The 23,658-nt window shown below is 37.1% G+C and carries 15 protein-coding genes; all 15 read right to left on the reverse strand.

Features of this window, described 5'->3' with window-relative positions; genetic code table 11:
- Positions 1–149: 149 nt before the first annotated feature.
- The 15 genes from sprA to LUA91_RS08965 all read right to left on the reverse strand — a co-directional run bounded on the left by sprA (position 150) and on the right by LUA91_RS08965 (position 23,638).
- The gene (gene sprA / locus LUA91_RS08895; protein ID WP_231425696.1) at positions 150–7,346 is read right to left on the reverse strand and encodes a cell surface protein SprA; all 7,197 of its coding nucleotides are present in this window, start codon (positions 7,344–7,346) and stop codon (positions 150–152) included.
- 12 nt (positions 7,347–7,358) lie between these two features.
- On the reverse strand, positions 7,359–7,943 hold the full coding sequence (gene ruvA / locus LUA91_RS08900) for a Holliday junction branch migration protein RuvA (protein ID WP_231425697.1): 585 nt from the start codon (positions 7,941–7,943) through the stop codon (positions 7,359–7,361).
- Positions 7,944–8,001: 58 nt separating this feature from the next.
- Positions 8,002–10,320, reverse strand: a complete 2,319-nt coding sequence (locus LUA91_RS08905; protein WP_231425698.1) for an NADP-dependent malic enzyme — start codon at positions 10,318–10,320, stop codon at positions 8,002–8,004.
- Between the two features lie 210 nt (positions 10,321–10,530).
- The gene (locus LUA91_RS08910) at positions 10,531–13,059 is read right to left on the reverse strand and encodes a phosphocholine-specific phospholipase C (protein ID WP_231425699.1); all 2,529 of its coding nucleotides are present in this window, start codon (positions 13,057–13,059) and stop codon (positions 10,531–10,533) included.
- A 161-nt stretch (positions 13,060–13,220) separates the two neighbouring features.
- Positions 13,221–13,637, reverse strand: coding sequence for a hypothetical protein (locus LUA91_RS08915; protein ID WP_231425700.1), 417 nt, complete (start codon positions 13,635–13,637; stop codon positions 13,221–13,223).
- An 18-nt stretch (positions 13,638–13,655) separates the two neighbouring features.
- On the reverse strand, positions 13,656–15,059 hold the full coding sequence (locus LUA91_RS08920; RefSeq protein ID WP_231425701.1) for a lytic transglycosylase domain-containing protein: 1,404 nt from the start codon (positions 15,057–15,059) through the stop codon (positions 13,656–13,658).
- Between the two features lie 46 nt (positions 15,060–15,105).
- Positions 15,106–16,527, reverse strand: coding sequence for an Asp-tRNA(Asn)/Glu-tRNA(Gln) amidotransferase subunit GatA (gene gatA / locus LUA91_RS08925; RefSeq protein ID WP_231425702.1), 1,422 nt, complete (start codon positions 16,525–16,527; stop codon positions 15,106–15,108).
- Positions 16,528–16,544: 17 nt separating this feature from the next.
- Complete coding sequence (locus tag LUA91_RS08930; protein WP_029287719.1) at positions 16,545–16,745, reverse strand: twin-arginine translocase TatA/TatE family subunit; 201 nt, start codon at positions 16,743–16,745, stop codon at positions 16,545–16,547.
- An 11-nt stretch (positions 16,746–16,756) separates the two neighbouring features.
- Positions 16,757–17,119 carry a twin-arginine translocase TatA/TatE family subunit gene (locus LUA91_RS20695; RefSeq protein WP_304622635.1) on the reverse strand — a complete coding sequence of 121 codons (363 nt, stop codon included), beginning with the start codon at positions 17,117–17,119 and terminating at the stop codon, positions 16,757–16,759.
- Positions 17,120–17,164: 45 nt separating this feature from the next.
- The gene (locus LUA91_RS08940; protein WP_231425703.1) at positions 17,165–18,469 is read right to left on the reverse strand and encodes a murein hydrolase activator EnvC; all 1,305 of its coding nucleotides are present in this window, start codon (positions 18,467–18,469) and stop codon (positions 17,165–17,167) included.
- A 237-nt stretch (positions 18,470–18,706) separates the two neighbouring features.
- Positions 18,707–19,498, reverse strand: coding sequence for a DUF4292 domain-containing protein (locus LUA91_RS08945; protein WP_231425704.1), 792 nt, complete (start codon positions 19,496–19,498; stop codon positions 18,707–18,709).
- Complete coding sequence (locus LUA91_RS08950) at positions 19,476–21,170, reverse strand: tetratricopeptide repeat protein (protein WP_231425705.1); 1,695 nt, start codon at positions 21,168–21,170, stop codon at positions 19,476–19,478. The genes LUA91_RS08945 and LUA91_RS08950 overlap by 23 nt, the downstream gene beginning before the upstream one ends.
- A 73-nt stretch (positions 21,171–21,243) precedes the next feature.
- The gene (gene dut / locus LUA91_RS08955; protein WP_231425706.1) at positions 21,244–21,678 is read right to left on the reverse strand and encodes a dUTP diphosphatase; all 435 of its coding nucleotides are present in this window, start codon (positions 21,676–21,678) and stop codon (positions 21,244–21,246) included.
- 46 nt (positions 21,679–21,724) lie between these two features.
- A complete protein-coding gene (locus tag LUA91_RS08960) occupies positions 21,725–23,209 on the reverse strand; it encodes a lipopolysaccharide biosynthesis protein (protein ID WP_231425707.1) in 1,485 nt (494 codons plus the stop codon).
- Between the two features lie 144 nt (positions 23,210–23,353).
- Positions 23,354–23,638: an acylphosphatase gene (locus LUA91_RS08965; protein WP_231425708.1), complete on the reverse strand. Its 285-nt coding sequence runs from the start codon at positions 23,636–23,638 to the stop codon at positions 23,354–23,356.
- Positions 23,639–23,658: the final 20 nt, after the last annotated feature.

Here is a 23,658-nt window from a genome sequence, read left to right on the forward strand (position 1 = left end):
GAAATGAACAAGAATGTAGCCAAAATGTTTTGACCTAGCCTTTTTACAACTACAAAATCTAAACTTTATGAATTCTAGATTTGAGATTTAAACTCAAATTATAACAAAAGAGCATTTTTGTGTTTAGTAATATCGGGTAAAATCATGTTTTAGTTTAGCGTAAATCTTAAACTAAACCCGAAATTGCTAAATGCCGTATTAAACGTTTGCGAAGTATAAGGCTTTGTAATATTGGAATCGTAAAATAATTTGATGTTGAATTTCTGATTTAAAACATAATCAACACTTGGTCTGAGTGTGATGTTTTTTGCTCCGGATGATATTTCAGCTTCGGTAACATCAGCACGGTAAATTACCGTTTTATTATCACGAATGGCAACATCCAGTTTAAAGTCCATGTTGTTATCCATTTTTAAACTTTTAAACCAACCGAATGGGAAACGGAATTTGTTGGTTCTGTAACCCAGACCTAAAACCATATTGTTCTCTGATAGTTGAGCCAATTGACTATTTGCCAAGCTTAGTCCTAATAATCTCGATCGGTTTAGCTCAAAAGTAGCAGTTAGGTTATTTTTAAACTTGGTATCTACACCAACCAAAGGAGAGAAATATTCTGAAATGGTAACTTGAGCAAATTGGTATTCTGGTAAGAAATTATTATTTGCATCTCTGTTAACAGAAAAACCATTAGTTTCCTGATACCTCAACAATGAATTAAATCCATTAATGTTATAGGCTGAGCGATAACCATGGCGAATATCGACCGAAGAAAATTTATCGGCAATGAAAGGAATTCTTGTTAAGCCATTGTAGGTTAAACTCCAGTTTGGTAAAGGAATACGAGGGAATGCATTTAGCTTCATTTTACCTGGATCTTTACCTGCATACGCCGCCATAAAAGCCGAAATAATTACATCCTGACTTTCTTTGCTGTAACCATCTGCAAAACCAGCTGTTTGTCCGCCAGAGTTAGGGTTTTGTGCGCCCAACCTTCTGGAAACGATAATTCTGTTGGCCATAAATTGATTGAACAGTGTAGAGATAATGCTTGAATTTTTCTCCTTGAATGCGGTTCCTAAAGCGATGTAAGAAATACTGTAATCGCCAGTGGTAATAGCGCTTAAATTTTCAAATGAACCTACACTGGCTTCGTACCTGAAGTTGGTAGAAAAATTTCGGGTTTGCGCTTTGTTAGCACGTAAGGTAATTCGTAAATCTTTAAATGGCTCAATTTGCCCAGTGAATTGTAAATCCTCTCTTAAAGTATTTACATAAAGTTGCGTTTGCAAAGTATCAGTAGTTAACCATCCGTTGTTTAAGGCCATATCACGAATATCACGTTGACTACCAAATGCGAAACCTACACCCGGTGCACCTGTGGCATTATCAATACCAAAGTATCTCGTAGTTGGCAAATAGCCAGGTAAAAATATCCCTTTTGTTTGAACGTAATTGGCATTTAAATTTTTAACACTCGTTATTAAGTTGATGAAGAAATTTTTAACTTTTGCACCATCTTGATTGTTGCTGGCATTTCTGATAAAACCAAATTTGTTGTATAAAGTAACGAGATTCAAACTTGGGTTAACCTGTATGTTTCTGCTATTTTGAATGGTGTTGCCCAGGTTAATATTTGGATCTAACAAAGTCGATAATGGTTCCGTTTGCCAGTTGAAATTGGTTCCGTAACGGGTTTTAACGGTAACCCAATTCATGCCCGGGATTTTATCAATCGGAAGATTATAGGTTACATTTAAATTGTGGTTATAATCCGTTGTACGGCCTAGGCGTTTTAAATTTTGCCAAACGGTATCGCGTTTTAAGCCTTCTAATCTACCATCAGGTTCATCAATAATCGAATAATTTGTCGCGTTAAAATCAAGCTGTAAAGAGCGGGTGAGGTTCCAGGCAATGCCATAAATCCTGCTCATTCTAAAGTTCTTGTTAAAGGTTGTGCCAAATCCATTCTGATAAATTGGAATGCTGTTATTTGGATCATTATTTCTCAAAGTATTTTCTGAGTATAAACGATCTACATCAATCCTAAAGTTGATGGCGCTTGGGAAAATACTGAAGTTAAAATCACGCACAAGTGCCAGCATATTCGATTTGATAATTTTTTCGAATGGTGCATACGTTTTAGCTTCTTTGGCATAACTATATTGCAATGATCCTCGATAGGTATTTTGAATGCTGCTTTGATTAATGAAATCGCGGTGATTGTATTCCGTGAATGCATAACTAACGGCGAAGTTTTCAATATCCCATAAACGAACAGGTTTGGCGTTATTTGTACGCTCTTTGCGCACATTGGTAAAATTAATTCCTCTCCGAACAGTGTAATCCTGAGAGAAATTTAATATTGAATCTTTTTCTGCTTTTGTAGATTGATCCAATGCATTTTTCAATTCGATATCTGGAGTGCGGGGATTAAACTGCGGGGTTGAAACCTGTTTCGAATAATTTACAAACATTGGTATTTTAACACCCGATTTTTGTGGTAAAAACTTACCCAATTCTACAGCAGAAGATACATCCAAGAGCACATTATCTGCCCGGTTACGTTCGCTCACTTTCGAATCAATTGTTCCGAAACCGATAGTTGATTTACTTCCAGATATGTTAACATCAGCAAAGTCTGCCAATTTTAAATTCAATCTTGCTGTAGCAGCCCATCCACCGCGTTCATCAAACTCAGTTAAACGTAATTCGTTAAACCACACCAAAGCATCCTTATCCAAGCCATCATCAGCCTCTGCATTGGATAAACCGCGAAGTGGATTTTTAATCCCCAACATGTAAACCCTTACTTTACTCATATCTGGCTGGCCTTTTACCACAACCGTTCTGTCGCCATCGGTATAGGTAAATGGTACATTAATTGGCCAAGGCTGCCCACTACTTTGCTTTGCAACATTACGGGCAAGCTTAGCATTCTGAAACAAAGTTAAATCGATATCCATGCGGTTTGCTTCTGGCCAAATCGCATCAGGATCACTTGTTCCTGGCAGCGTTACCTTTAGCGGCATCACATACTCGTAATAGTTATCCTGGTTATCTGTTCCAATTCTTAAAAAAGCCGCTACATCTCTATCATTTAATATTTGATTGTTTACCGCTTCGGCATGAACAAACATTTCTAAATGTTTATAAGATCTAAAATCACTGTAAGCCGTTTTAAAGGCTGATCTGCCGTAACCATCGCGTAGGTTTTTAACCGTTACCGAAAGCGATTGCTCATTCAACCGGGTGTCGCCTCTGTAGTTTGAGTAGTCACGCTCGCGAAGAATGCCTGGAGGCGTTACATAAGGAATTGGAGAACGTTTTCCATTTTCCTCAATATTTACTGTTGATACTTCAACTGTAGAATTATCTGGCGTTAGCGCAGGTAAAGATGGATCAACAATTACCTGATTGGCCTCATTCTTAACGTTGTATTCTCTCCATTCGCCACGAATTAACTGCAATTTAGCAAAGCGCAAAATAGTGGTATCAGCAAAGTTTGTCATAAACAATCTGAAAAAACGAATAGATTTAAAATCCTGAATGTTACCTACTTTCTTTTGATATTGTGAAATAGGAACACGGAACTGATACCATGTTGCAGCCTGCGTATTTCCATTGGCCAATTTAACCTGCGACGTAACTTTATCCGTAACAAAGTTCTGCCCTACAACTAAATCATTTTGACGCATAGAAACCTTGTACTGGAAATATTCATCGCTCTGCGTCATGTTGTTGTCGCGATTAATGTCTTCACCATCAGGTAAAGCTGTTGATGCAGAATTTTCGATCCCCAACTCTGCTTGTGATTGTTGCGAAGTTTTCGAGTTTCCTTCTGGACCATTGTATTTCTCGTATCGCTTTAAAATACCAGCATTTATGGCATCTAATTGTGGGCCTCTGAAATAAGTATAATTATCTGATGATGGATCCGCATCAATGGCTGCGGCTGCAGTTCCGTTCAGCTGTGCTTTAATTTGGTTGATGGCCGTAGCAAATTTTGTTCTTTCATTTGCATCCGATAAACCATCTAAACCTACATCCTGTGCTCTACGGGCATCCGGATCGTTATCAAAAGCCTGAATTACTGGTTGCAGTTTTGGCACTCTTCCCCAATTTGTTTCATCATATTTTGATGGATCTTCTCCGGCTGGCAAACCATTTTCCAAAGATTTTCTGCCATCTTTTAAAATATCTTCTGAAATATTACCAAGATTGAAGTAAAGATCTCCACCTGCTGTATTCGATTTGTTATAAATGAATGGATCGAGTACCCAAAACTCAATAAAACCCACATTTAAAGCCTCAAAATCATTGGTTTCGATTTTACGTTGAAAGCCTCCCCATTTAGTTCTTGGGGTAATAAATTGACCATCGGGCTGGAAACCTGTTGTTACATAATTGTAAGGACCACGAACAGTAGGATAGTAAGCCACATCTAAAGTGGTTATATTAAATGCCTGTCCGGTTGCAGTTTCTTTAAATGGGAAAACTTCTTGCTCAATTACTTCTCTTACATAGTGGTTAGAAAGCTCATTCCTGTTATTACGAATATTCGTTGGCGTTGTAGAAGCTGCAGAATTGTAAAAAGTTGGGTCGATATTGTAAAATGCAATTCTCGCTCTGTTGTAGCCATATTCTAAATTATCAACCAATTGTGATTCGGGAAAATCTTGAGGCGTACCGGAAAGTTGCCACGAAATGGCGCTTTTTAAATCGATGATTGATCTCGAAGCCTCGAAATCATCCAGATAACTTACACCGTTTTTAGTGCCAGCAAAGTTTAATGCTCTTGGATGTCCGGGAATTAATTGTGCGTATTCACCGTAAAAATTTACACTCGATGGTGCTTTGGTAGAAAGAAATGGTAATTTATCTACTAGTTTGGTTAGAAATCTTGATGGTGAACTATAATTGATATCAGCGCCCCAAATGGTGTTGGAAATTGGTTCTTCGCCTAAATTAACTTTTTGGGTAAGTGGCTTTTCGGTCAAGTTCATGATGGTACCACCCAAATTAAGCTTATTATTTACACGATAATCTAAACGTGTTCCAAAAAGCGACCGTTGTTGAAGACCAAACAGTTCGTTATTTTCTGTTGTAATTCTAATTGGCTGGCCAGAAGTAAGCAAAGCTTGATTAATGATACTTACTCTTCCGCCCTGATAGTCGACAGTGAAATCTACTCCTTCTGTTAAAGGCATTGTTCCGGCAAATACCTTTACCGATCCTTCTGGAACATTTATCGCGTTTAAGCTAAATTCCGAAGAAATTTCCGATTGATAATTTCCTTTTAAAATGTATCTGTTCTGGTTTTGGAAAAGCTGTTTGGCAATAGTTTGTGTCGAATCGTAAAGCGCTGTAAATGTGTATTTATCAATTAACGCTTGCTCGCTCGGTAAAAACTTCGAAGCTAAATCCTGACCGAATGGTTCTATTAAAGGGAAAATAATTCTTCCATTTGCCGGATCAATGGTGATGTAGCCAGTATTGGTATTATTGGTTAACGCCGCTAATCCCGTGTTCGAAAGATTGGACCCAAACGGGCTATTCAGGTTTTGGCTGCTGGATGAAAAGTAAGAGCCAAATGCATTATTGGCGGCCACGAAATCGAAAATTCCATCGGGTTTCCGCTCATTCTGTTGATTAAGCCTATCAAATTCGGTCAGCGCAATCCACTGTTTGTTGGCTGTATTCTGGCCTTCAGTCATGATTGGTTTTTCAACACCGGTTTCGTTATCAATCCTAAAAATATCCAATTTAAAGTTTACCGGACTAATTTGATATCCACCAATTGAATAGATGTTTTTCATCATTAAATCCCAGGTTGGCAAATTAATCTTGTTGATATCATTCTTCAGCATTTTAGCGTAAAGCACCTTTGGATTTGCCGCATCAAAACTTACATCGGTAGAAAACTCACCTACCTGATATTCGACTCCGTTGTAGGTATAACGATAAGCAACCGCTAAAACTTCATCGCCATTTAGTGGATTATTTAAGGAAATATAACCCAACTGAGGCTGGAAAGTAAACTCACGCTCGGTTAATTTTCTAGCGTAGGTTAACTTGGCAAAGTTATCGGTAACACCGGTTGATTGAAAAAAGGAAATTACCGCGTTCGAATTTGTTAATCGTGCTGCTCCACCTTGGAAGGTATTTAACTGTGCAATTAAGTTGTTTGATTGCTGTCCAAATCCCGTTGCAGTTGATCCGGCTGGCAAAGCCGAAGTTCCACCGGTTAGTAAAGTATTGTTATAAGGTTGGTTTTCACCCAAATCCAACAAACCCAAAATATCTCTCGAATCGGTTGTTGTACCTGCTTTATTGGTAATCCAAACCTCTATTTTAGTAATCTGAAAAGGCGATGTAATAATTGGCGCATTGGCTAAATGCTTGTTGTAATTGTTACGGAAATATTGCGCTAAAAAAAAGTGTTTGTTGGCCTCATAACTATCGGCACTTACCCTAAATTCGTTTTGTTGCGCACCATTGGTAATCCGTAACTCACGCGATTCGGATTTTTGTTGGGTGTAAACACTTGTAACGTTCAGCTTGCCAAACTGCAATTGGGTTTTGATACCAAAAAGTGCCTGCGTACCTGTAATTAACGAGGTATTTAAAGGTAAACTTACGTTACCCGCTTCTATTTTTTTAATGATATCATCAGCACCGCCTGTATAATCAAGTTTAATTTGATTTTCGAAATCGAATTGAGCTTCGGTATTGTAATTACTTCTTATTTTAAGCTTGGTACCAATGTTGCCGACCAAATCCATTTGAATCCTTTGATTAAAATCAAAATTGGTTTGAACACGCTGGCGCTCATTAAAAAGCGGATTTTCGTTTTTATTTATTCGCCCAAGAAAAGTTAGTTCGGCCTCTCCACGTGGTTGAATATCAATAGTAGTACCGCCAAAAAGTTTCTCAAAAGCCTTGCTGTTAACTTGAATTTTAGGAATAATACCTGTATTTCGATAATCGCTAACTTCTGCATTGGAAATGCTTCTCCAGTTGCCTCGTTTAATTTCGCTATTAACTAAACGGGAATATTCATCAATAGTTAAATACTGCGTTTGCGTAACATATTTGTCGCCAATTAACTCCTTTACGATATAACGTTTATTTTTGGCATCGTATTCTACCACCCTTTTCACATTATTTGGTAGTGGATAAAAAGGATTGCTTGATGAGCCTAAACCAAGGAGTTGTTTTTCGCGAAGACCAAAGTTATTTTTAAGCGTAGCGGTATCAGCTTTGCTCGGAACAGCTTGAGAGAAGGCGTTTTTTGTAGCAAATAAGAAAAGTGGGATGAGAAATAGGAGTGTAGAAATTCTCTTCAAAGGCCGTTATATCTATAAATTTTTTAAAGCTTGTTTAATTAGTTGCTCTACCGAAAGCGTCCCTTCTGTTCCCTTTAAAATCTGATCAATAGTTTTTTCGGCTGTTTGTTTGGCGAATCCGAGCATTACCAATGCAGATAACGCTTCATCTTTAACTGTATTGTGTTGAGGCATAGAAATTAATGAATCTGCACCTTCTTTTTTTAGCTTGTCTTGTAACTCTAAAACCAAACGTTGCGCTGTTTTAGCACCTAAACCTTTAATGCGTTGTATAAGAGGATAATCAGCCTTTACAATCGCCGTTTGAATTTCCGTTGGAGTAATGGATGATAAGATCATCCTGCCGGTATTTGGCCCTATTCCGGATACGGATATAAGGTGTAAAAATAAACGGCGTTCGCCCTCATCGGCGAAGCCGTATAATGTATGTGCATCTTCTTTTACGTGTAGCCAGGTGTATAATTTACACCTTTCTGTATCTCCCAATGCGCTATAAGTATTCAAAGAAATGTTAATGTGATAGCCTACACCTCCAGCTTCAACCACAACAAAAGCTGGGTTTTTGAACGTCAATTTACCATCAATATAGGCGTACATTTCCTGATTACGATTTTAGATTTGCGATTTCAGGTTTGTGAGTCAAACCTGAAATCGATTATTTTTTGTTTGTTTTTGTAAATATACCTTTTCGTTTCGATGAATCTGCAATTTCTTCTTTTGCCTGAACATCCACTACTGCAATAGTAACCATATTTACGATCTCTCTTACCGAACTTCCTAACTGAACAATATGAACAGGTTTATTTAATCCTAATAAAATCGGACCAACAGCTTCGGCACCACCAAGTTCCTGCAATAGTTTGTAGGCAATGTTACCTGATTCTAAATTTGGGAAAACCAATGTATTTGCAGGCTCTTTGGCAAGTGTACTGAATGGAAAATTCTCTTTTAACAATTCGTTGTTAATGGCAAAGTTGCCTTGCATTTCTCCATCAACAATTACTTCTGGATGGTTTTTATGCAACAAACGGGCAGTTTCTCTAACCTTGTTTGGCGTAACACCATCGTTCGAGCCAAAGTTTGAGTAAGATAATAATGCAATACGTGGTTTAATGTTAAACTGCTTTACCGATTTATCCAATAATAAAGTGATATCAACCAATTCTTCTGCTGTTGGATCTACATTTACGGTAGTATCGCCAAAGAAAACCGGGCCTTTTTTGGTCATCATCATGTACATACCCGCAACGCGTTTAACGCTTGGGTCTACACCAATAACACGTAAAGCTGGTTTAATGGTAGATCCGTAGTCTTTTGTTAAACCTGAAATCATCGCATCAGCTTCGCCAAATTCTACCATCGATGCACCATAATAATTACGGTCTCTCAATAATTTTGTAGCATCATTTAATGAAATTCCCTTACGCTGACGTTTTTTGTATAAAGAAGCCGCGTATTGTTTGGTTTTTTCAGGGTTTTGCATCTGATCAATGATCTCTACGCCTTCCAATTCCAGTGCATGCTCATCAATAATCGATTGGATTTTCTCTTTATTTCCTAATAAAATAGGAATTGCAATGTTTTCATCCTTAATAATTTGAGCTGCTTTTAAAATTTTATAGTTATCTGCTTCAGCAAAAACAACACGTTTAGGATCCATTTTAGCTTTAGTGGTAATAGAACGCATAATCGCATCATCTAAACCTAAACGTTTTCTTAACTCTTCGTTGTAAGCATCCCAGTCTGTAATAATTTTACGGGCAACACCACTTTCAATAGCTGCTTTTGCAACCGCTGTAGAAACCTCCGTAATCAACCTAAAATCAACAGGTTTTGGAATGATGTATTCCTTGCCAAACTTAAGGTTGCGGGCATTATAGGCTAAGTTTACAGCCTCAGGTACAGATTTTTTTGCCAATTCAGCAATGGCTTTAACGGCCGCAATTTTCATTGGCTCGTTAATACTTGTTGCACGAACATCAAGCGCACCGCGAAAAATATATGGAAATCCTAAAACATTGTTCACCTGGTTAGGATAATCAGAACGGCCAGTAGCCATAATGATATCTTTACGTGTTTTGATAGCCAATTCGTATGCAATTTCCGGATTCGGATTTGCCATTGCAAACACGATTGGATTCTTGGCCATCGAGTTTAACATTTCGACAGTAACACAATCAGCAGAAGATAATCCGATGAAAACATCAGAATCTTTCATGGCTTCGGCCAAAGTGTTGATTTTTCTATCCGTAGCAAATTCAGCCTTAATTGCATCTAAAACCTCGCGGTCTTTACGAATTACGCCGGAACGATCGCACATAACGATGTTCTCTTTTTTAGCCCCTAAAGAAACATATAGTTTGGTACAAGAAATTGCAGCGGCGCCAGCACCGTTTACCACAATTTTAATCTTGTCCATTTTTTTCTTAATGATTTCGCAAGCATTTAACAACGCAGCAGCCGAAATAATTGCTGTACCATGTTGGTCATCATGCATTACCGGAATATTCATTTCCTCTTTCAAGCGACGCTCAATTTCGAAACATTCTGGCGCTTTAATGTCTTCTAAGTTTACACCACCAAAAGTTGGCTCTAAAGCTTTAACGATTTTTACGAAATCATCAACATTTTTGGTATCTAACTCTAAATCAAATACATCAATATCAGCAAAAATTTTAAATAATAAACCTTTACCTTCCATTACCGGTTTACCAGCTTCAGGACCAATATCGCCTAAACCTAATACGGCAGTACCGTTACTAATAACTGCAACAAGGTTTCCTTTTGCAGTATATTTATAAACATCTTCTGTGTTTTCAGCAATTTTTAAACATGGCTCTGCAACGCCTGGAGAATAGGCTAGAGTTAAATCTCTTTGCGAATTTGTAGGTTTTGTAGGTACTACTTGTATCTTTCCCGGACGGCCTTGCGAGTGGTAATCAAGCGCATCTTGCTTTCTAGTGGTTTTACTCATTACGTAACTTATTAGTGACGCCGCAAAGGTACAATTCTTTTATTAGGCAGAAAATAAATATCCTAGCAAAAAATTAATTCTCTGTGCGCTAAAATTCTTACCGTTTGGATGATAATCACAGGTAAATGATTTATGAGATAATATTTCTGCAATTCATTCGTGAATGCCAAAGTGCTTAGGTTTAGAAAAAACCTAGGTGCTTTGAATTGGCTAAACCCTTCCCATCAGTGGATCGGTATAGGTTTCCTTTCCAGTTTCAATTCTTCCTGCAAATCGCTGTGCAAATAACCCATTCGGATTTGTTGTAATTTCAAAATCGTACCAGCCGTAACTTGATTTCAAATCCAAAACAATTATTTCTTCTGCTTTTGCAGCGACATATTTTTTAATTGCACTTTTTTTATAGGCCAAATCATTCAGCTGAAATCCTATTGCATTTTCTCCACTATTTTTTATTAGCACCTTAACATTTCCAGTAGGCACTTTTGTAATTCGATTTAATTCGGGAACAGCAGAAATGGTTAATAATGGGTCGCTTGATGTGCCTTCGAATTCACGAAAAAATCCATTCGGTCCATTTAACCGAAGGTGGTATTTCCCATCTTCAAACGCATTTAATGGCCATTGATAAGTCAACTCGTCATCAGCTTTCACTGCGAACGACCAATTTCTGCAACTTTCTTCCTGCTGATCATCTTTAAATTTAGCAGGAGCATAAACGGTAAATGGCGCACCAGCAGATTTTTTGCCAAACAGTTTTGTGCCAGCAGACATTTTGATCTGAAAACTCTGTTTATCTGCCAGAAGTGAACCTTCACTTTCCAATTGATAGGGTAATGCGCAAGCTTTACGGATTCCTTTCTCTTGCTGAGACATCACATTAGCAAAATTGGTTTGCGACGTTATATTATTTAAATCACGATCTGTTAAAGCATTAGAAATTTTCGGCTCCTCTTTAAATTTTGCATTGAAAATGGTTTCTACAAAAGCATCACGTTGTAAAAACGGCAATTTTTCTGAAGCGGCATCAAATGGTGTAAAAGCAGAAGTCAGGTTGCCACAAATTGTTCTTCTCCATTCGCTGATGTTATCCAAGCGAATGTTTTTATTGTATTTGCGGTTTACAAATTCTTCTAAAAACTGAAGGGTAGAAGTGTGATCAAAAACCTGCGAATTCACTTTCCCACCTCTACTCCAGGGCGAAGCAATCAGCATTGGTACCCTAAAACCCAAACCAATTGGCGCTTCTCTGGCACCTTTCTCTGGTACACCTTGTTTAAGTTCATTTACCAGGCGCACATGCTCCACTTCGGTATCAATACCTTTAGAAACTTTACCAGTTTCGGGTTTATTATTATCGGGAATAGAAAACGGTACCACGTGATCGTAGTAACCATCATTTTCATCATAGGTTACAATGAAAATGGTTTTCTTCCATACTTCGGGATTTTTGGTTAAAATGTCCATCACTTCAGAAACCAACCATGCACCATACCAAGGGGCACTCGGGTGATCGGAAAAATTCTGTGGACCAGCCAGCCAGGAAACTGTAGGTAGCTTGCCAGTATTTACATCAGTTCTGAATTGATGCAGAACATCACCTTTTGGTACGGTTACTTCTCTTTCTTTGCCGTTATCTTCATATTTAATGGCAGAAATACTCCGGTAATCAGGATCGTTTTTATTTACTACAAAAGCACGGTAAAACAAGCTTTTCTGCTCATCCGTTAATTTGGCGAAGTTGGTTTCATTCCATTTTTCGAGGTCGGCAGTAGCATCATCCAAAGCTTTTATTTTATTTTTTAAATCACTTTGGATTTTTTTGGCTGCAGCATCGCTAGAAGGACTTTCCTCTTGCAGTTTATTAATTTCTGCTGGTAAGGTATCTACCAGCTTTTGTAAATTCTCTACAAATCTATCTTTAAACTTTACATTATATGCCTTGAAAAATTCCAATAAGTTGCAGCCAAAATTGGCAAGCCAGGCACGTTCTTCTCCTTTGAAACCGCCACCGCAACTGGTTTCATTTTGATAAAACTTCCAGGCAATTTTATTTTCTTCCAATAACTCAGGAAAAGTTTTCCAAACATGTTTTCCATAAGCGAAATCATCATTTCTGATGTTCGCCTTTAAAATACCATTTTCCTCATGGGTAATTTTGCCCGTCCAGAAGAAAGATCTGTTTGGCGTAGTGCTCGTCATTCCTGAACAAAAGTTTTGATCGCAAATGGTAAAAGCATCAGCCAAGGCATAGTTAAAAGGTAAATCTTCGCGTACATAATGACCTAACGTTAGTGGCATGTGCGCATAATTTTTGTTGCCAGGCTTTTTGGCAATTAACCATTTATCATATTTTCCCTGGTTGTATGCATCAACCTGGCTTGCTCTGGAATGTGGCAATGAACCCATCCAAGTTACCTTTGTATCTTTAATATTTAACCGAAATGGAGCATAAGTGTTTCCCGTGGCATCCGTTTGAAACCAAGCTGGTTTTTGATTGGGAAGTGTTACCACTCGCGGGTCGTTAAAACCGCGAACGCCCTGTAAGCTACCAAAAGCATGGTCGAAGGATCGATTTTCCTGCATAAGAATTACCACATGTTCTGCGTCTAAAAACGAACTACCTGGTGCAGGATCGATTGCAAAAGCTTTTTGAATTGATGAAGGTACCGCAGATGCTAAACCTGTTGCGCCTGAAAGCAGTAAAGATTTACGGAGAAATTCTCTTCTGGTATCCATGTTTGATAAAATAATTTTAAAGCAAATTAAAGTTATTTTAACAGCTATTAAATAAAGCGAAAGTTAATTGTATGTTAATCGATGATAATGTTACAGACAAAGAGCAGTCAATTGCACTTCGAAAAAATTGGAGGACGCCTTTTAAAGAAGGAAAGTAGCTATCAGTCGATTAGCCAAAGTATATTTTCTCGCTTTCTTAATGCATTATATTTAACCTCTACTTTAACTGGCAACGGGCTGTTCCTGATTCTTGACAATGATCTTGAGTTCATAATCGAATGTCCTAAAACACAGGAATTACTGTAAGTTACTCCATTAACGGTAAAAACATAAATAAATTCGATTTTATCAGTCACTGTGTTATTTCCTTGTGCGCCACTTTGGATATTGGCAGAGAACTCTTTTCTTGCTGTGATTTCGCCAGTAGTTTTACCTGATTTGTCAATGCTATGCCAAAGCATGCCTACAAAAGAAAGATTGAAACAAATAAATAGTATCAAGAAAAAGGCTAGAATGAATCCAGAAACCTGAAAAATTGATTTCCAATCGTAAAAATAGATATTGCTAATTTTTTTCAACTTACCCTACTATAGTCGTTACCCTTTGCTAATTTTCAATACCATACCGGTCTGTAAACCTGCTTTGCTCAGTTTATTATCTCGTTTAATGCTCTGTACGGTTGCTCCGTTAAACTTTTCTGCAATTTCTGATAAGGTATCACCAGTTTTAACTTTGTAACTCAAATATGAGGCAGGTGCTTTTGGCTGAACACGATTTTTGGCAAATATTTTAAGCTTTTGACCTGGTACAATGGTTTTACTTTTTAAGCCATTCCACACCCTTAAATCTTGAACTTCAACGCCATATTTATTGGCTACCGTAGTAAGGTTTTGTCCGGATGAAACTTTATGATAAACCACTGTATTTGATGAAAATGGTTTCACCTCCTTTTTGCGCAAATCCCTAACATCATCCGTACTGGCCTGAACCACTTGCATGTTTACATCGAGATCGGTATTATATAAAACTTCGTAAACATTGGCATAATCAATGTCTTTAAGTTTTGGCATCACGATACGTTTTGGCGCTTCTTCTGTGCCGTTTACAATTTTCTTTTTGTATGATGGATTTAAAGCAAATAGCGAAGCTTCATCTACATTTAGTGCTTGGGCTAAACTTGTCAATGAAACAAAACGACTGGTTTGAACCGTATCGGTTTTCAAAAACATATTGCAGGCTTGGGCATTAATTTGATGGTGTTTGGAATAATTCATTACATAAACCGCTGCAATAAAAGCGGGAACATAATTACGTGTTTCCTTCGGGAGGAATTGTCTGATTTCCCAAAAATCTCTGGAGTTGGCTTTAATCATAGCCCTGGTAACATTTCCTTTGCCACAATTATAAGCTGCAATGGCCAAAAGCCAGTCGCCAAGTTCTTCGTAAGCATCTCTAAAATATTGCGCTGCCGCATAACTTGCCTGAATGGGATCTTTTCGCTCATCAACAAAATTATCCATTTTCAAGCCATAAGCTTTGCCTGTGCCAAACATGAACTGCCAAATGCCTGTTGCACCAACTCGTGAAATGGCGTGTGGATTCATCTGTGACTCTACAATGGTTAAATATTTGATTTCTTGTGGAATCTCAAAATCTTTTAATGCCTTTTCAAAAATGGGGAAGTAATAATTAGAAAGCCCCATCATTTTACCAAACATATCCTTGCGTTTTGCATAGATATCGATGTACTGCTGAACGTATTCGTTATAAGGAAGTGGAACAGTTTTAACAATAGAATCCAGCCTTAACTTGTAAATATAATTCTGGCCCATCAGTAATGGGTTTTCGTATATTAAAGGAACAGCAACAGTATCGGTATTAACGAATATGTTATTCTGCTTTTTAGAAATACTATCTAATTTTAAAATTTGCTGTGCGCTGGAAACGGTAACGCTAAAAAATAAAGCACAAATAGAGGTAAAAAGTAGTTTTCTAATCATGGGCTATTTCAATGATAATTTCGGATCCCAGATTTTGGACTCCGGACTAGCTTAATAAAAATGCCTTAGAGAAAGCAAGTAGCTTATCTTCCTCGAAATGTTTGGCTATAAATTGAATACTTAACGGCAAGCCGGCTAAATTATTGCCTAATGGCAAAGCAATGGCTGGATTACCACTTAATGATGGTAAAACGGTAAATATATCGGCCATGTACATTACAAGTGCATTTTGTACATTATCGCCAATTTTAAATGCTGCTGTTGGTGCCACCGGCGACAAAATCAAATCGTATTCTACAAAAAGATTATCTAACTTTTCTCTAATTAATCTGCGTACTTGTTGTGCTTTTTGATAATAAGCATCGTAGTAACCAGCGCTTAAAACGAAGGTTCCAAGTAATATCCGCTTTTTTACTTCTTCACCAAAACCTTCAGCCCGAGATAATTTGTAGAGTTCGGTTAATGATTTTGCTTCGGTATTGCGGTGGCCATAATGTACGCCATCGTAACGGGAAAGGTTTGAGGAAGCTTCTGCGGTAGTTAAAATATAGTAAGCAGGAACAAGGTAATCCAAAAGATCAAAAGATACATACTCAACGGTATGACCTTTAGCCTTCAAATCTTCTATCGATTTTAATATGGCTGCTTTAATTTCCGGATCAAGGGCATCGCTCTCAATCGTTTCTTTTAAAACGGCTATTTTTTGTTTTTTAATTTCTGCTAAATGCGCTGAATAATTAGGCACTTCTAAGGGGGAAACTGTCGAATCGTTTTCATCTGCGCCAGCTAAAACTTGTAAAAGCAAAGCTGCATCATCGATAGAAGAAGTAATTGGTCCAACCTGATCAAATGACGAAGCATATGCGATTACGCCATATCTGGAAATTCGTCCGTAAGTAGGTTTTAAGCCGATTTGACCGCAGAAAGCAGCTGGCTGCCTAACGGAGCCGCCGGTATCAGTGCCTAGAGTTGCCAAACACATATCGGCTTGAACAGCTACTGCCGAACCACCAGATGAGCCGCCCGGAACGAGCTCAGGGTTGGCTGCATTTTTAGCCGGTCCAAAATAAGAAGTTTCGTTAGAGCCGCCCATGGCAAATTCATCACAATTTAAGCGGCCAATAATGATCGCATCTTCTTGTAATAATCTTTGCACTACAGTGGCAGAATATGGAGAAACAAAACCATCGAGCATTTTTGAAGATGCTGTAACGATGTGGTCTTTATAACAGATATTATCTTTTATACCAATAACCATCCCAGCAAGTTTTCCTGCTGTGCCATTATCTATTTTTTCCTGTACCGCTTTAGCCTGAACTTCTGCCGAATAAAAAAACACCTCGTTGAATGCATTGAGGTGTTCGTTATTTTTAATTTGCTTAAAATAATAAGCCAATAAATCGGTTAAAGTTAATTGCTTTTGCGAAATGAGCGCTTGTATCTCCTTAAGAGAACTGTATTTCTTCAAAACTAATTTATTTGCAATTAAACAGTTTTATCACGGTTAGATGGATCTACTTGTTCTCCATCAACACCATCTTTACCATCTTTAAATTCTTTAACACCTTTTCCTAATCCTCTCATCAGTTCAGGAATTTTCTTACCACCAAACAATAACAAAACCACTACAGCGATAATGATAATTTCTGGTGTTCCAAGCATTGCTGCTATTGTTGTATTTAACATAACTTTTTTGTTTAAACTTTTTGATTATCAGTTACTGTTTCATCGATGGGATTAACTGAGGGATGAGTTTTGGTTAAATTCGGCTCTACTTTTTCATCAACTGGTGTTTCATCAGTTGGATGATGACGTTGATTATTATTATTTGCAACCGTTTCTTCTGCTTCTTCTTTGTCTAAGTCCATAGCATTAATATTTCTATGGATTTCACGCTTAACACCATCAGATGCATCTTTAAACTCTCTGATTCCCTTTCCTAATCCTCTTGCCAGTTCGGGTAATTTTTTACCTCCAAATAACAAAAGAACCACCACTAAAATGAGTATGATCTCTGATCCACCCATGTTTAAAAATTCTAATAACGTGCCTTGATACATCACTAATCTATTTTATACAAATATAAACAATTTATACTGTCTTCTTTATTTACTAATCCAAGCCTCGGGGTTTAAAACATTATTTCCTCTTCTAACCTGGAATTTTAGGATAGCATCATCGCCAGTGTTTGCCACCACTCCGATGGTTTGTTTCGTATCTACATCACTACCTGTGCTTACCGATACATTTCTCAGGTTTTGGTAAACCGTAATGTATTCACCATGCATAATGATAACTACCCCACGACCCTGAATATATTGAACAAGTAAAACCTTACCAGCAAAAACAGCCCTTACTGCAGCTCCATCAGCGGTAGTAATATCAATACCATCATTTGTGTATGATGCTTGATCTACCTTGTGCAAGCCAAATCGTTCGGTAACTGTACCCGTTGAAACCGGCCAAGGCAACCTTCCTCTGTTCCCTTCAAAACCTGCTGATAACCGGGCGGCCTCTGGCGTTGCAGTTAGCGCTTCGCTTGTGGTTTTTTCTTTCACCACCGGCGCTTTGCTTGGTGCAGGTGCAGGTCTGTTTTCTGCTCTTGCTCTATCTGCAGCTGCTTTTTCTTCAGCAGCACGTTTTGCTGCGGCTATTCTTGCTTCTTCTGCTGCTTTTCTTCTGGCTGCTTCAATTGCCCGTTTAATGGCGGCATCAATAGCGGCATCAATCTGCTTTTGCTGTCTTCTTCGCGAAGCAATATCTTGCGTAAACTGCCTTTCCTGTTTACTTAATTTACCAAGTACAGCAGATTGCTGGTTTTTATCTTTACCTAAACGTTCCCTCTCCTTTTCCTGCTCTCTTAAAAGCTCACTTTTTTCACGAAGGGTTTTATCCAGAACCTTAATTTTTCCATTAAGATCTTGCTGCGTATTTTCTATATAACCTGCTTGTTTTTTGCGGTACTGACTAAACTGTTGTAAGTATTTTATTCGTTTGTAAGCTTGGTTAAAATCTTTTGCAGCAAAAATAAACATCATTTTATCGTATGAGTTTCTGTTTCGCTGTGCAAAGCGAATCATGCCCGCATATTCCTTTTTAAGGTCGCCTAACTGGCCTTGTAATGTATGTACGGTATTCGTGTTCTGAGAGATTTGGCTATCAAGGTTTTTAATTTCAGAGTTGATGGTTCCAATTTTTTCCTGACGCAATCTAATCTGCGCATTGATGCCGTTAATTTGCTGCAGTGTTAGCTTTTTACCACTAGCTGTTTTACTTAAATTCTTTTGAAGCTGCTCAATTTCACGTTGTATAGCTTCCTTCTTTCTTCTTAATTGACTTTCAGTTTGCGCTAGGGCTGAAAAGGCAAAACCGCTTAAAAACAGAATAAATACGAGTTTGTGTAGCTTCATTGAGCCAAAAGTATAAAAATTTTATAGGAAAATACATTAAAATTGAGATACTTAAATCATTAAAATGGTGTGTTTAACGATCTTCACTTATTCTTCATCAAATTTTAATTTAACAATACAATCAAAATCATTCGGCATATGCGTAAACAATTTCTACTTAATGAATCAGATAATAGAGTTTCATTAATTGTCATTGAATCAAAAAAAATAAGAAAATTTTAAGTAAAAAGTTAAATCCTATTTAATAAGCGTGTATCTCTTTGGAACACTAAACGGAAAATCTACAGGAACATTGCCATCAATTTTTACATATTGTAAATCGATATTAATTTTTTTAGCTCCAGATAATGTATTGATTTGAAGTGCACTTGGAAACAGCGACTCATTTAGTTTCTGATAATCGGTATAGTTAACTTTTAAAGCCTGACCATTTTTAGAATCATTTAAATTAGTTTCCGATACTTTTAAAAGCGTGTTGAAAAGCAAACGATAATCAAGTTCTTGTTTTCTGCCCGAAACTACCCAAACCCCATTTTCTTGCTTAACATCAGATTGCTGGGTTAAAAATTCGCCCATGGCATTTCCGGTTAAAATACTTTGAAGCGTATTAAAGTTAACTTGTTTGTTGGTGAATGTATAAATGTAACTGAAAGGTTTTTTAATGTATTCGCTTTTAAGCCTGTTCATAATTTTAATACTATCTGGCGTAATTAAAGCTCTGGCTACTTCGGCCAGGCCGCCCAATGCCGTAATGCTTACCCAAATGGTTTCCTTATCTTTCATTTTGAAGTTCATGGTCACATCATTTGCATCGCCAGAAATATTTAATGTAGCTTTTGCTTTTAATGAGAGCGTGTTGAATTTTAATTGCTTATCGTTTAATGCTGATAGGGCTTGCGCTTTTGTATTGTCGGTAGGAATTTCTGTAGGCTTGGTAGGAACTGTAACAATCTCTTTTTTCGGCTTACAGGCTGTTGCAAAGCAAATTGTACTGATAATAATTGCGCTATTTAAAATATTTCTTTTCATTAATTTTCTTATTTAAAATTTCGGTTCCATTTCCGGCTTCTTTTGCCTTTTGCCATTGCAACAAAGCATCATCTTTTTCGCCTTTCATATACAGAATATCTCCGTAATGCTCCAAATAAACACCATTCTTATTGGTATTGTTTTGAAGTGCTTTTTCGATCCAGGTTTTTGCCAAATCATACTTTTGTTGCTTAAATAAAATGAAGGCATAAGTATCTGCAACCGAAGAATTAAAAGGCATTGCATTGGCAGCGGTTTCGGCATATTTTGCAGCCTTGGTTAAATCATCATTTTTCAGAGCCAGATAATAAGCATAATTATTCATGATGAGGTAATTATCGGGTTCTGTTGCAATTGCTTTTTCGAAAGCATTTTTTGCCTGATTGAAATTATTTTGGCTGATGTAAATATCACCCTGAAGTGCGTAAACCTGGGCTTGCATACTTTTATTATCCACATCAAGCTGTAATGCAGTTTTCAGATTATTTAAAGCAAGATCAAATTTGCTGGTTTTGTACAATGCATAAGCCATGTAATAATATAAACTGGCTTGATTGGGATAAATGGTAAGTGCTTCATCGCCTATTTTCACCGCCTCGGCATAATGCCCGATCAGGCTTTGGATGTTGATTACCTGCTCCCAAACTACATAAACTTGCTCATTCAATTTTAATGCTTCCTGATATTGAACCAGCGCTTCTCTCAGTTTATTTTGCTGATACAGCACATCGCCATAAAGCGCTAAAGCTTTTGCATCTTTTGGATTCTGTTCAGCTACAATTTTGCTTAAATCAGTAAGGTTTTTAGCTACAACGGGCTCACTTATTTTAGAAAAAAGTGCAGCCACAATCTTTACCTTTTCAGTTAGTGGCATGTCGATACTGCCAAATGCTAATTTTAGTGATGAAAATGCGGCATCATCATTTTTTTGTTTGCGATAGATATCAGCAAGGGCTAAATTAACTTCAAAATTTTGAGGCTCTATTTGTTGTGCTTTTAAAAGTACCTTTAATGCTTCTGGGTCGTTGCCTTTTTGTAATAGCAAGCCGGCTGCATAGAGATAGTTTTTTACATCTGCTTGGTTGCCTTCCAATAGTTTGACAATATCACTTTCAGAAGCATTTCCATTTGATTGGACTCTTCTTCGGGCTGTAATCAAATCTCTTGATTCTCCAAATTTTATTTCTATCTGATCGTAAACCTTTTTGGCTTCCTCAACTTTATTGGATAAATAAAGTGCATTAGCTTTATCAAAATAATAGGCATCATTTTCTGGATCAAGGCGTATCAATTGTGAAAATACCTCTACCAATTCTGGCATTTTATTGCTGCGTTTATATACTTCACCCAGAATGCGATAATACCAGGGGTTGTTATTATTTAATTTGATGGCTTGTTTGATGTTTATTTCAGCCTCGGCTAATTTATCTAAGCGGAGATTGGCATTTGCCAATTCGAAATAAGCGGCATGGTTGCTGGCATCTAACCCAATAACTTTGTTAAAGTTTGTAGCGGCAAGCATGTAATTATCAGACATTTTTTCTCGCAAACCGGCAAAAAACAATTGCTTAACCATGTTGCTATCTCTAGTGGCGTTGGATACAACGGGCATTTGCCCAAAGGCATTTAGGTTTAAAATTATTGCTGCAAGAAAAACGTATGTTCTATTCATAAATTAAATTTTGAATGAGTGAATATTCAGCTATTTCCTTATTCTTTCAATCAATCATTCTCAAATTCTCTCATTAACCTTTTCCCGTATGCCCGTAACCACCTTCACCCCTCAAAGTTTCTCCTAATTCTTCAACGGCCTGCCATTCAACTGTTTCATGTTTAGCCACAACCATTTGCGCAATTCTATCTCCATTAACGATTTTGAATTCGGTATCTGATAAATTAACCAATAAAACTTTTAATTCTCCTCGGTAATCGGCATCAATTGTGCCTGGAGAATTTACAATACTAATCCCGTGCTTATATGCCAATCCGCTTCTCGGGCGAATCTGCGCTTCAAAACCCGTTGGTAGTTCAATATATAAACCTGTCGGGATTAATTGACGCTGTAAAGGTTTGAGCATAATTTCTTCAGTAATCGATGCTCTTAAATCCATTCCGGCAGCATGTGCTGTTTCGTATTGTGGTAATGGATGTTCGGATTTATTGATGATTTTTATGTTCATATATTACTTATCATAAATGACTCCTGCGTATGTCAAATCTATAATATCAAGATCCTTTTTTTAAAAGTTTCTTTACGTTATCCTTCTCAAAATAAAATATCCCTATTAAAAATAAAATTAAAATGGCGTTGCCAATGTAAATGTTGCGGTGAAATACCCAGAAAGATAAGCCAACAAAAATGATAGAAATGATGATGTACGCACTCATTGATTTGAGTTTATAAGGTATTGGATAGTGTTTCTGACCTAACCAATACGAAATAACCATAATAATAAAGTAGGCAAACATCGACACCCATGCAGAGCCCATGTAACTATATTTTGGAATGAGAATAATATTCATCACAATAGTAAAAACTGCACCAACCAAAGAGATATATAAACCATATCTGGTTTGATCGGAAAGGCGGTACCATACCGACAAATTCATATAGATGCCGAGGCAAACATAGCCAAAAAGCAATACTGGAACGGCATTTAGTCCTTCCCAATATCTCGAATTGATAAAATGTTTAATGATTTCGATGTTGGCTGTTAATCCAAGAAATAAAATAGATAAAGCTAAAACGAAGTAATATAAAATGGTAGCATAAGTTTGTTTTGCATTTTCGTTTTTAGCATGACTGAAAAAGAAAGGTTCGGCTCCCAATCTGAAAGCGGTATTAAAAATGCTTATGAAAATGGCTAACTTACATACTGCGCCATAGATACCAACATCATGGTTGGCAATGTTATTTGGCAGATATTTACCTAATAAGATTTTATCGAGATTTTCGTTAATGATAAAGGATAAATTTGCAATTAAAACTGGCCAACTATAGCCAAACATATTGTAAAACAGGTCTTTGTTGAATTTTAATCGAAGTTCTAAAAACTGTGGTACAAGCATTATCAAAGTAACTACACTTGCAATTAAGTTTGCTACAAAAACGTAGCCTACCCATCTACCCTTGTACCAGCTAGACCACCAATCAGCTAAAATATCGTGTTTAATAAGCAGCGGAATAACGAAAATGAATATCAAATTGAAACCGATGAATGTGCCAATATTTATAAATTTGATTAAACTATATTTAAAAGGTTTACCGTCTGCTCTTAATTTTGCAAATGGAATTACACTAATGGCATCTACAAATAGGATCCATGCGAAAAATTGTATGTAAGATTTTTGATCAGCAAAGCCAGAAATGTTCCCGTTCAGAGTGTATTTTGCCAGAAAATCAGTAAAAACTAGTGCTGTTATTAAAAACAGTGAAGAGATGAAAGCAATAACCAAGAAACTGTTGTTGTAAACTTCTTGTTTTTTGTCTTCATGTTTATTTAAGTATCTAAAAAACGTGGTCTCCATCCCAAATGCCAAAATGGGATTAATGATGGAAACGTAACTGAACATTTTGGTAAAAACGCCGTACACCCCCGGAGCAAAAACTGTGGTGTAAATGGGTGTTAAAATAAAATTAAACAAGCGTGAGAGAATGGTACTAATACCATAAACCATTGTTTGCCCCAGAAATTTTTTATATACCGACAAAAGAATTTAAGATTTTAGATTTACGATTTTAGATTAGCATTGCCAATTTATAATCCTAACCTGTTATTAATTTATTTTAAACTATATCATTATTGATTTTAGGCTTTGAAATTGTAACTCTTCAAACTAAAATCGTAATTATATTTACCAAAGAAGATTCTTTTTAACCACTTCGAAATTGCGAAAATTTTTCAGGTCGCCATCGCTTATTTCTACATTCTCAACCACCGATTTATCAGGTCCCTCTTTGCACCAGTCAATAAATGGCTCTAAAATAAATTGTTCCGCCTCTGCTTCAATACTTACCGAGCCATCTTTTTCATTTTTCACAAAGCCTTTAATGCCCATTTGATCGGCAACAGCTTTGGTGCTTGCCCTGAAGAAAACGCCCTGCACTTTACCCGTTACTTTTATATTAATGTGTTTCATTGGTATGGGAAATTGAAATG

The sequence above is a fragment of the Pedobacter sp. Leaf250 genome (genome assembly GCF_920984735.1).
Classification (GTDB): Bacteria; Bacteroidota; Bacteroidia; order Sphingobacteriales; family Sphingobacteriaceae; genus Pedobacter.

Coding starts and splice junctions, on each gene's coding strand:
- ruvA (WP_231425697.1), bottom strand. CDS start 7,943: ATGTACGCCTATATTGATGGTAAATTGACGTTCAAAAACCCAGCTTTT.
- LUA91_RS08905 (WP_231425698.1), bottom strand. CDS start 10,320: ATGAGTAAAACCACTAGAAAGCAAGATGCGCTTGATTACCACTCGCAA.
- LUA91_RS08910 (WP_231425699.1), bottom strand. CDS start 13,059: ATGGATACCAGAAGAGAATTTCTCCGTAAATCTTTACTGCTTTCAGGC.
- LUA91_RS08920 (WP_231425701.1), bottom strand. CDS start 15,059: ATGATTAGAAAACTACTTTTTACCTCTATTTGTGCTTTATTTTTTAGC.
- LUA91_RS08930 (WP_029287719.1), bottom strand. CDS start 16,745: ATGTTAAATACAACAATAGCAGCAATGCTTGGAACACCAGAAATTATC.
- LUA91_RS20695 (WP_304622635.1), bottom strand. CDS start 17,119: ATGTATCAAGGCACGTTATTAGAATTTTTAAACATGGGTGGATCAGAG.
- LUA91_RS08940 (WP_231425703.1), bottom strand. CDS start 18,469: ATGAAGCTACACAAACTCGTATTTATTCTGTTTTTAAGCGGTTTTGCC.
- LUA91_RS08945 (WP_231425704.1), bottom strand. CDS start 19,498: ATGAAAAGAAATATTTTAAATAGCGCAATTATTATCAGTACAATTTGC.
- LUA91_RS08950 (WP_231425705.1), bottom strand. CDS start 21,170: ATGAATAGAACATACGTTTTTCTTGCAGCAATAATTTTAAACCTAAAT.
- dut (WP_231425706.1), bottom strand. CDS start 21,678: ATGAACATAAAAATCATCAATAAATCCGAACATCCATTACCACAATAC.
- LUA91_RS08965 (WP_231425708.1), bottom strand. CDS start 23,638: ATGAAACACATTAATATAAAAGTAACGGGTAAAGTGCAGGGCGTTTTC.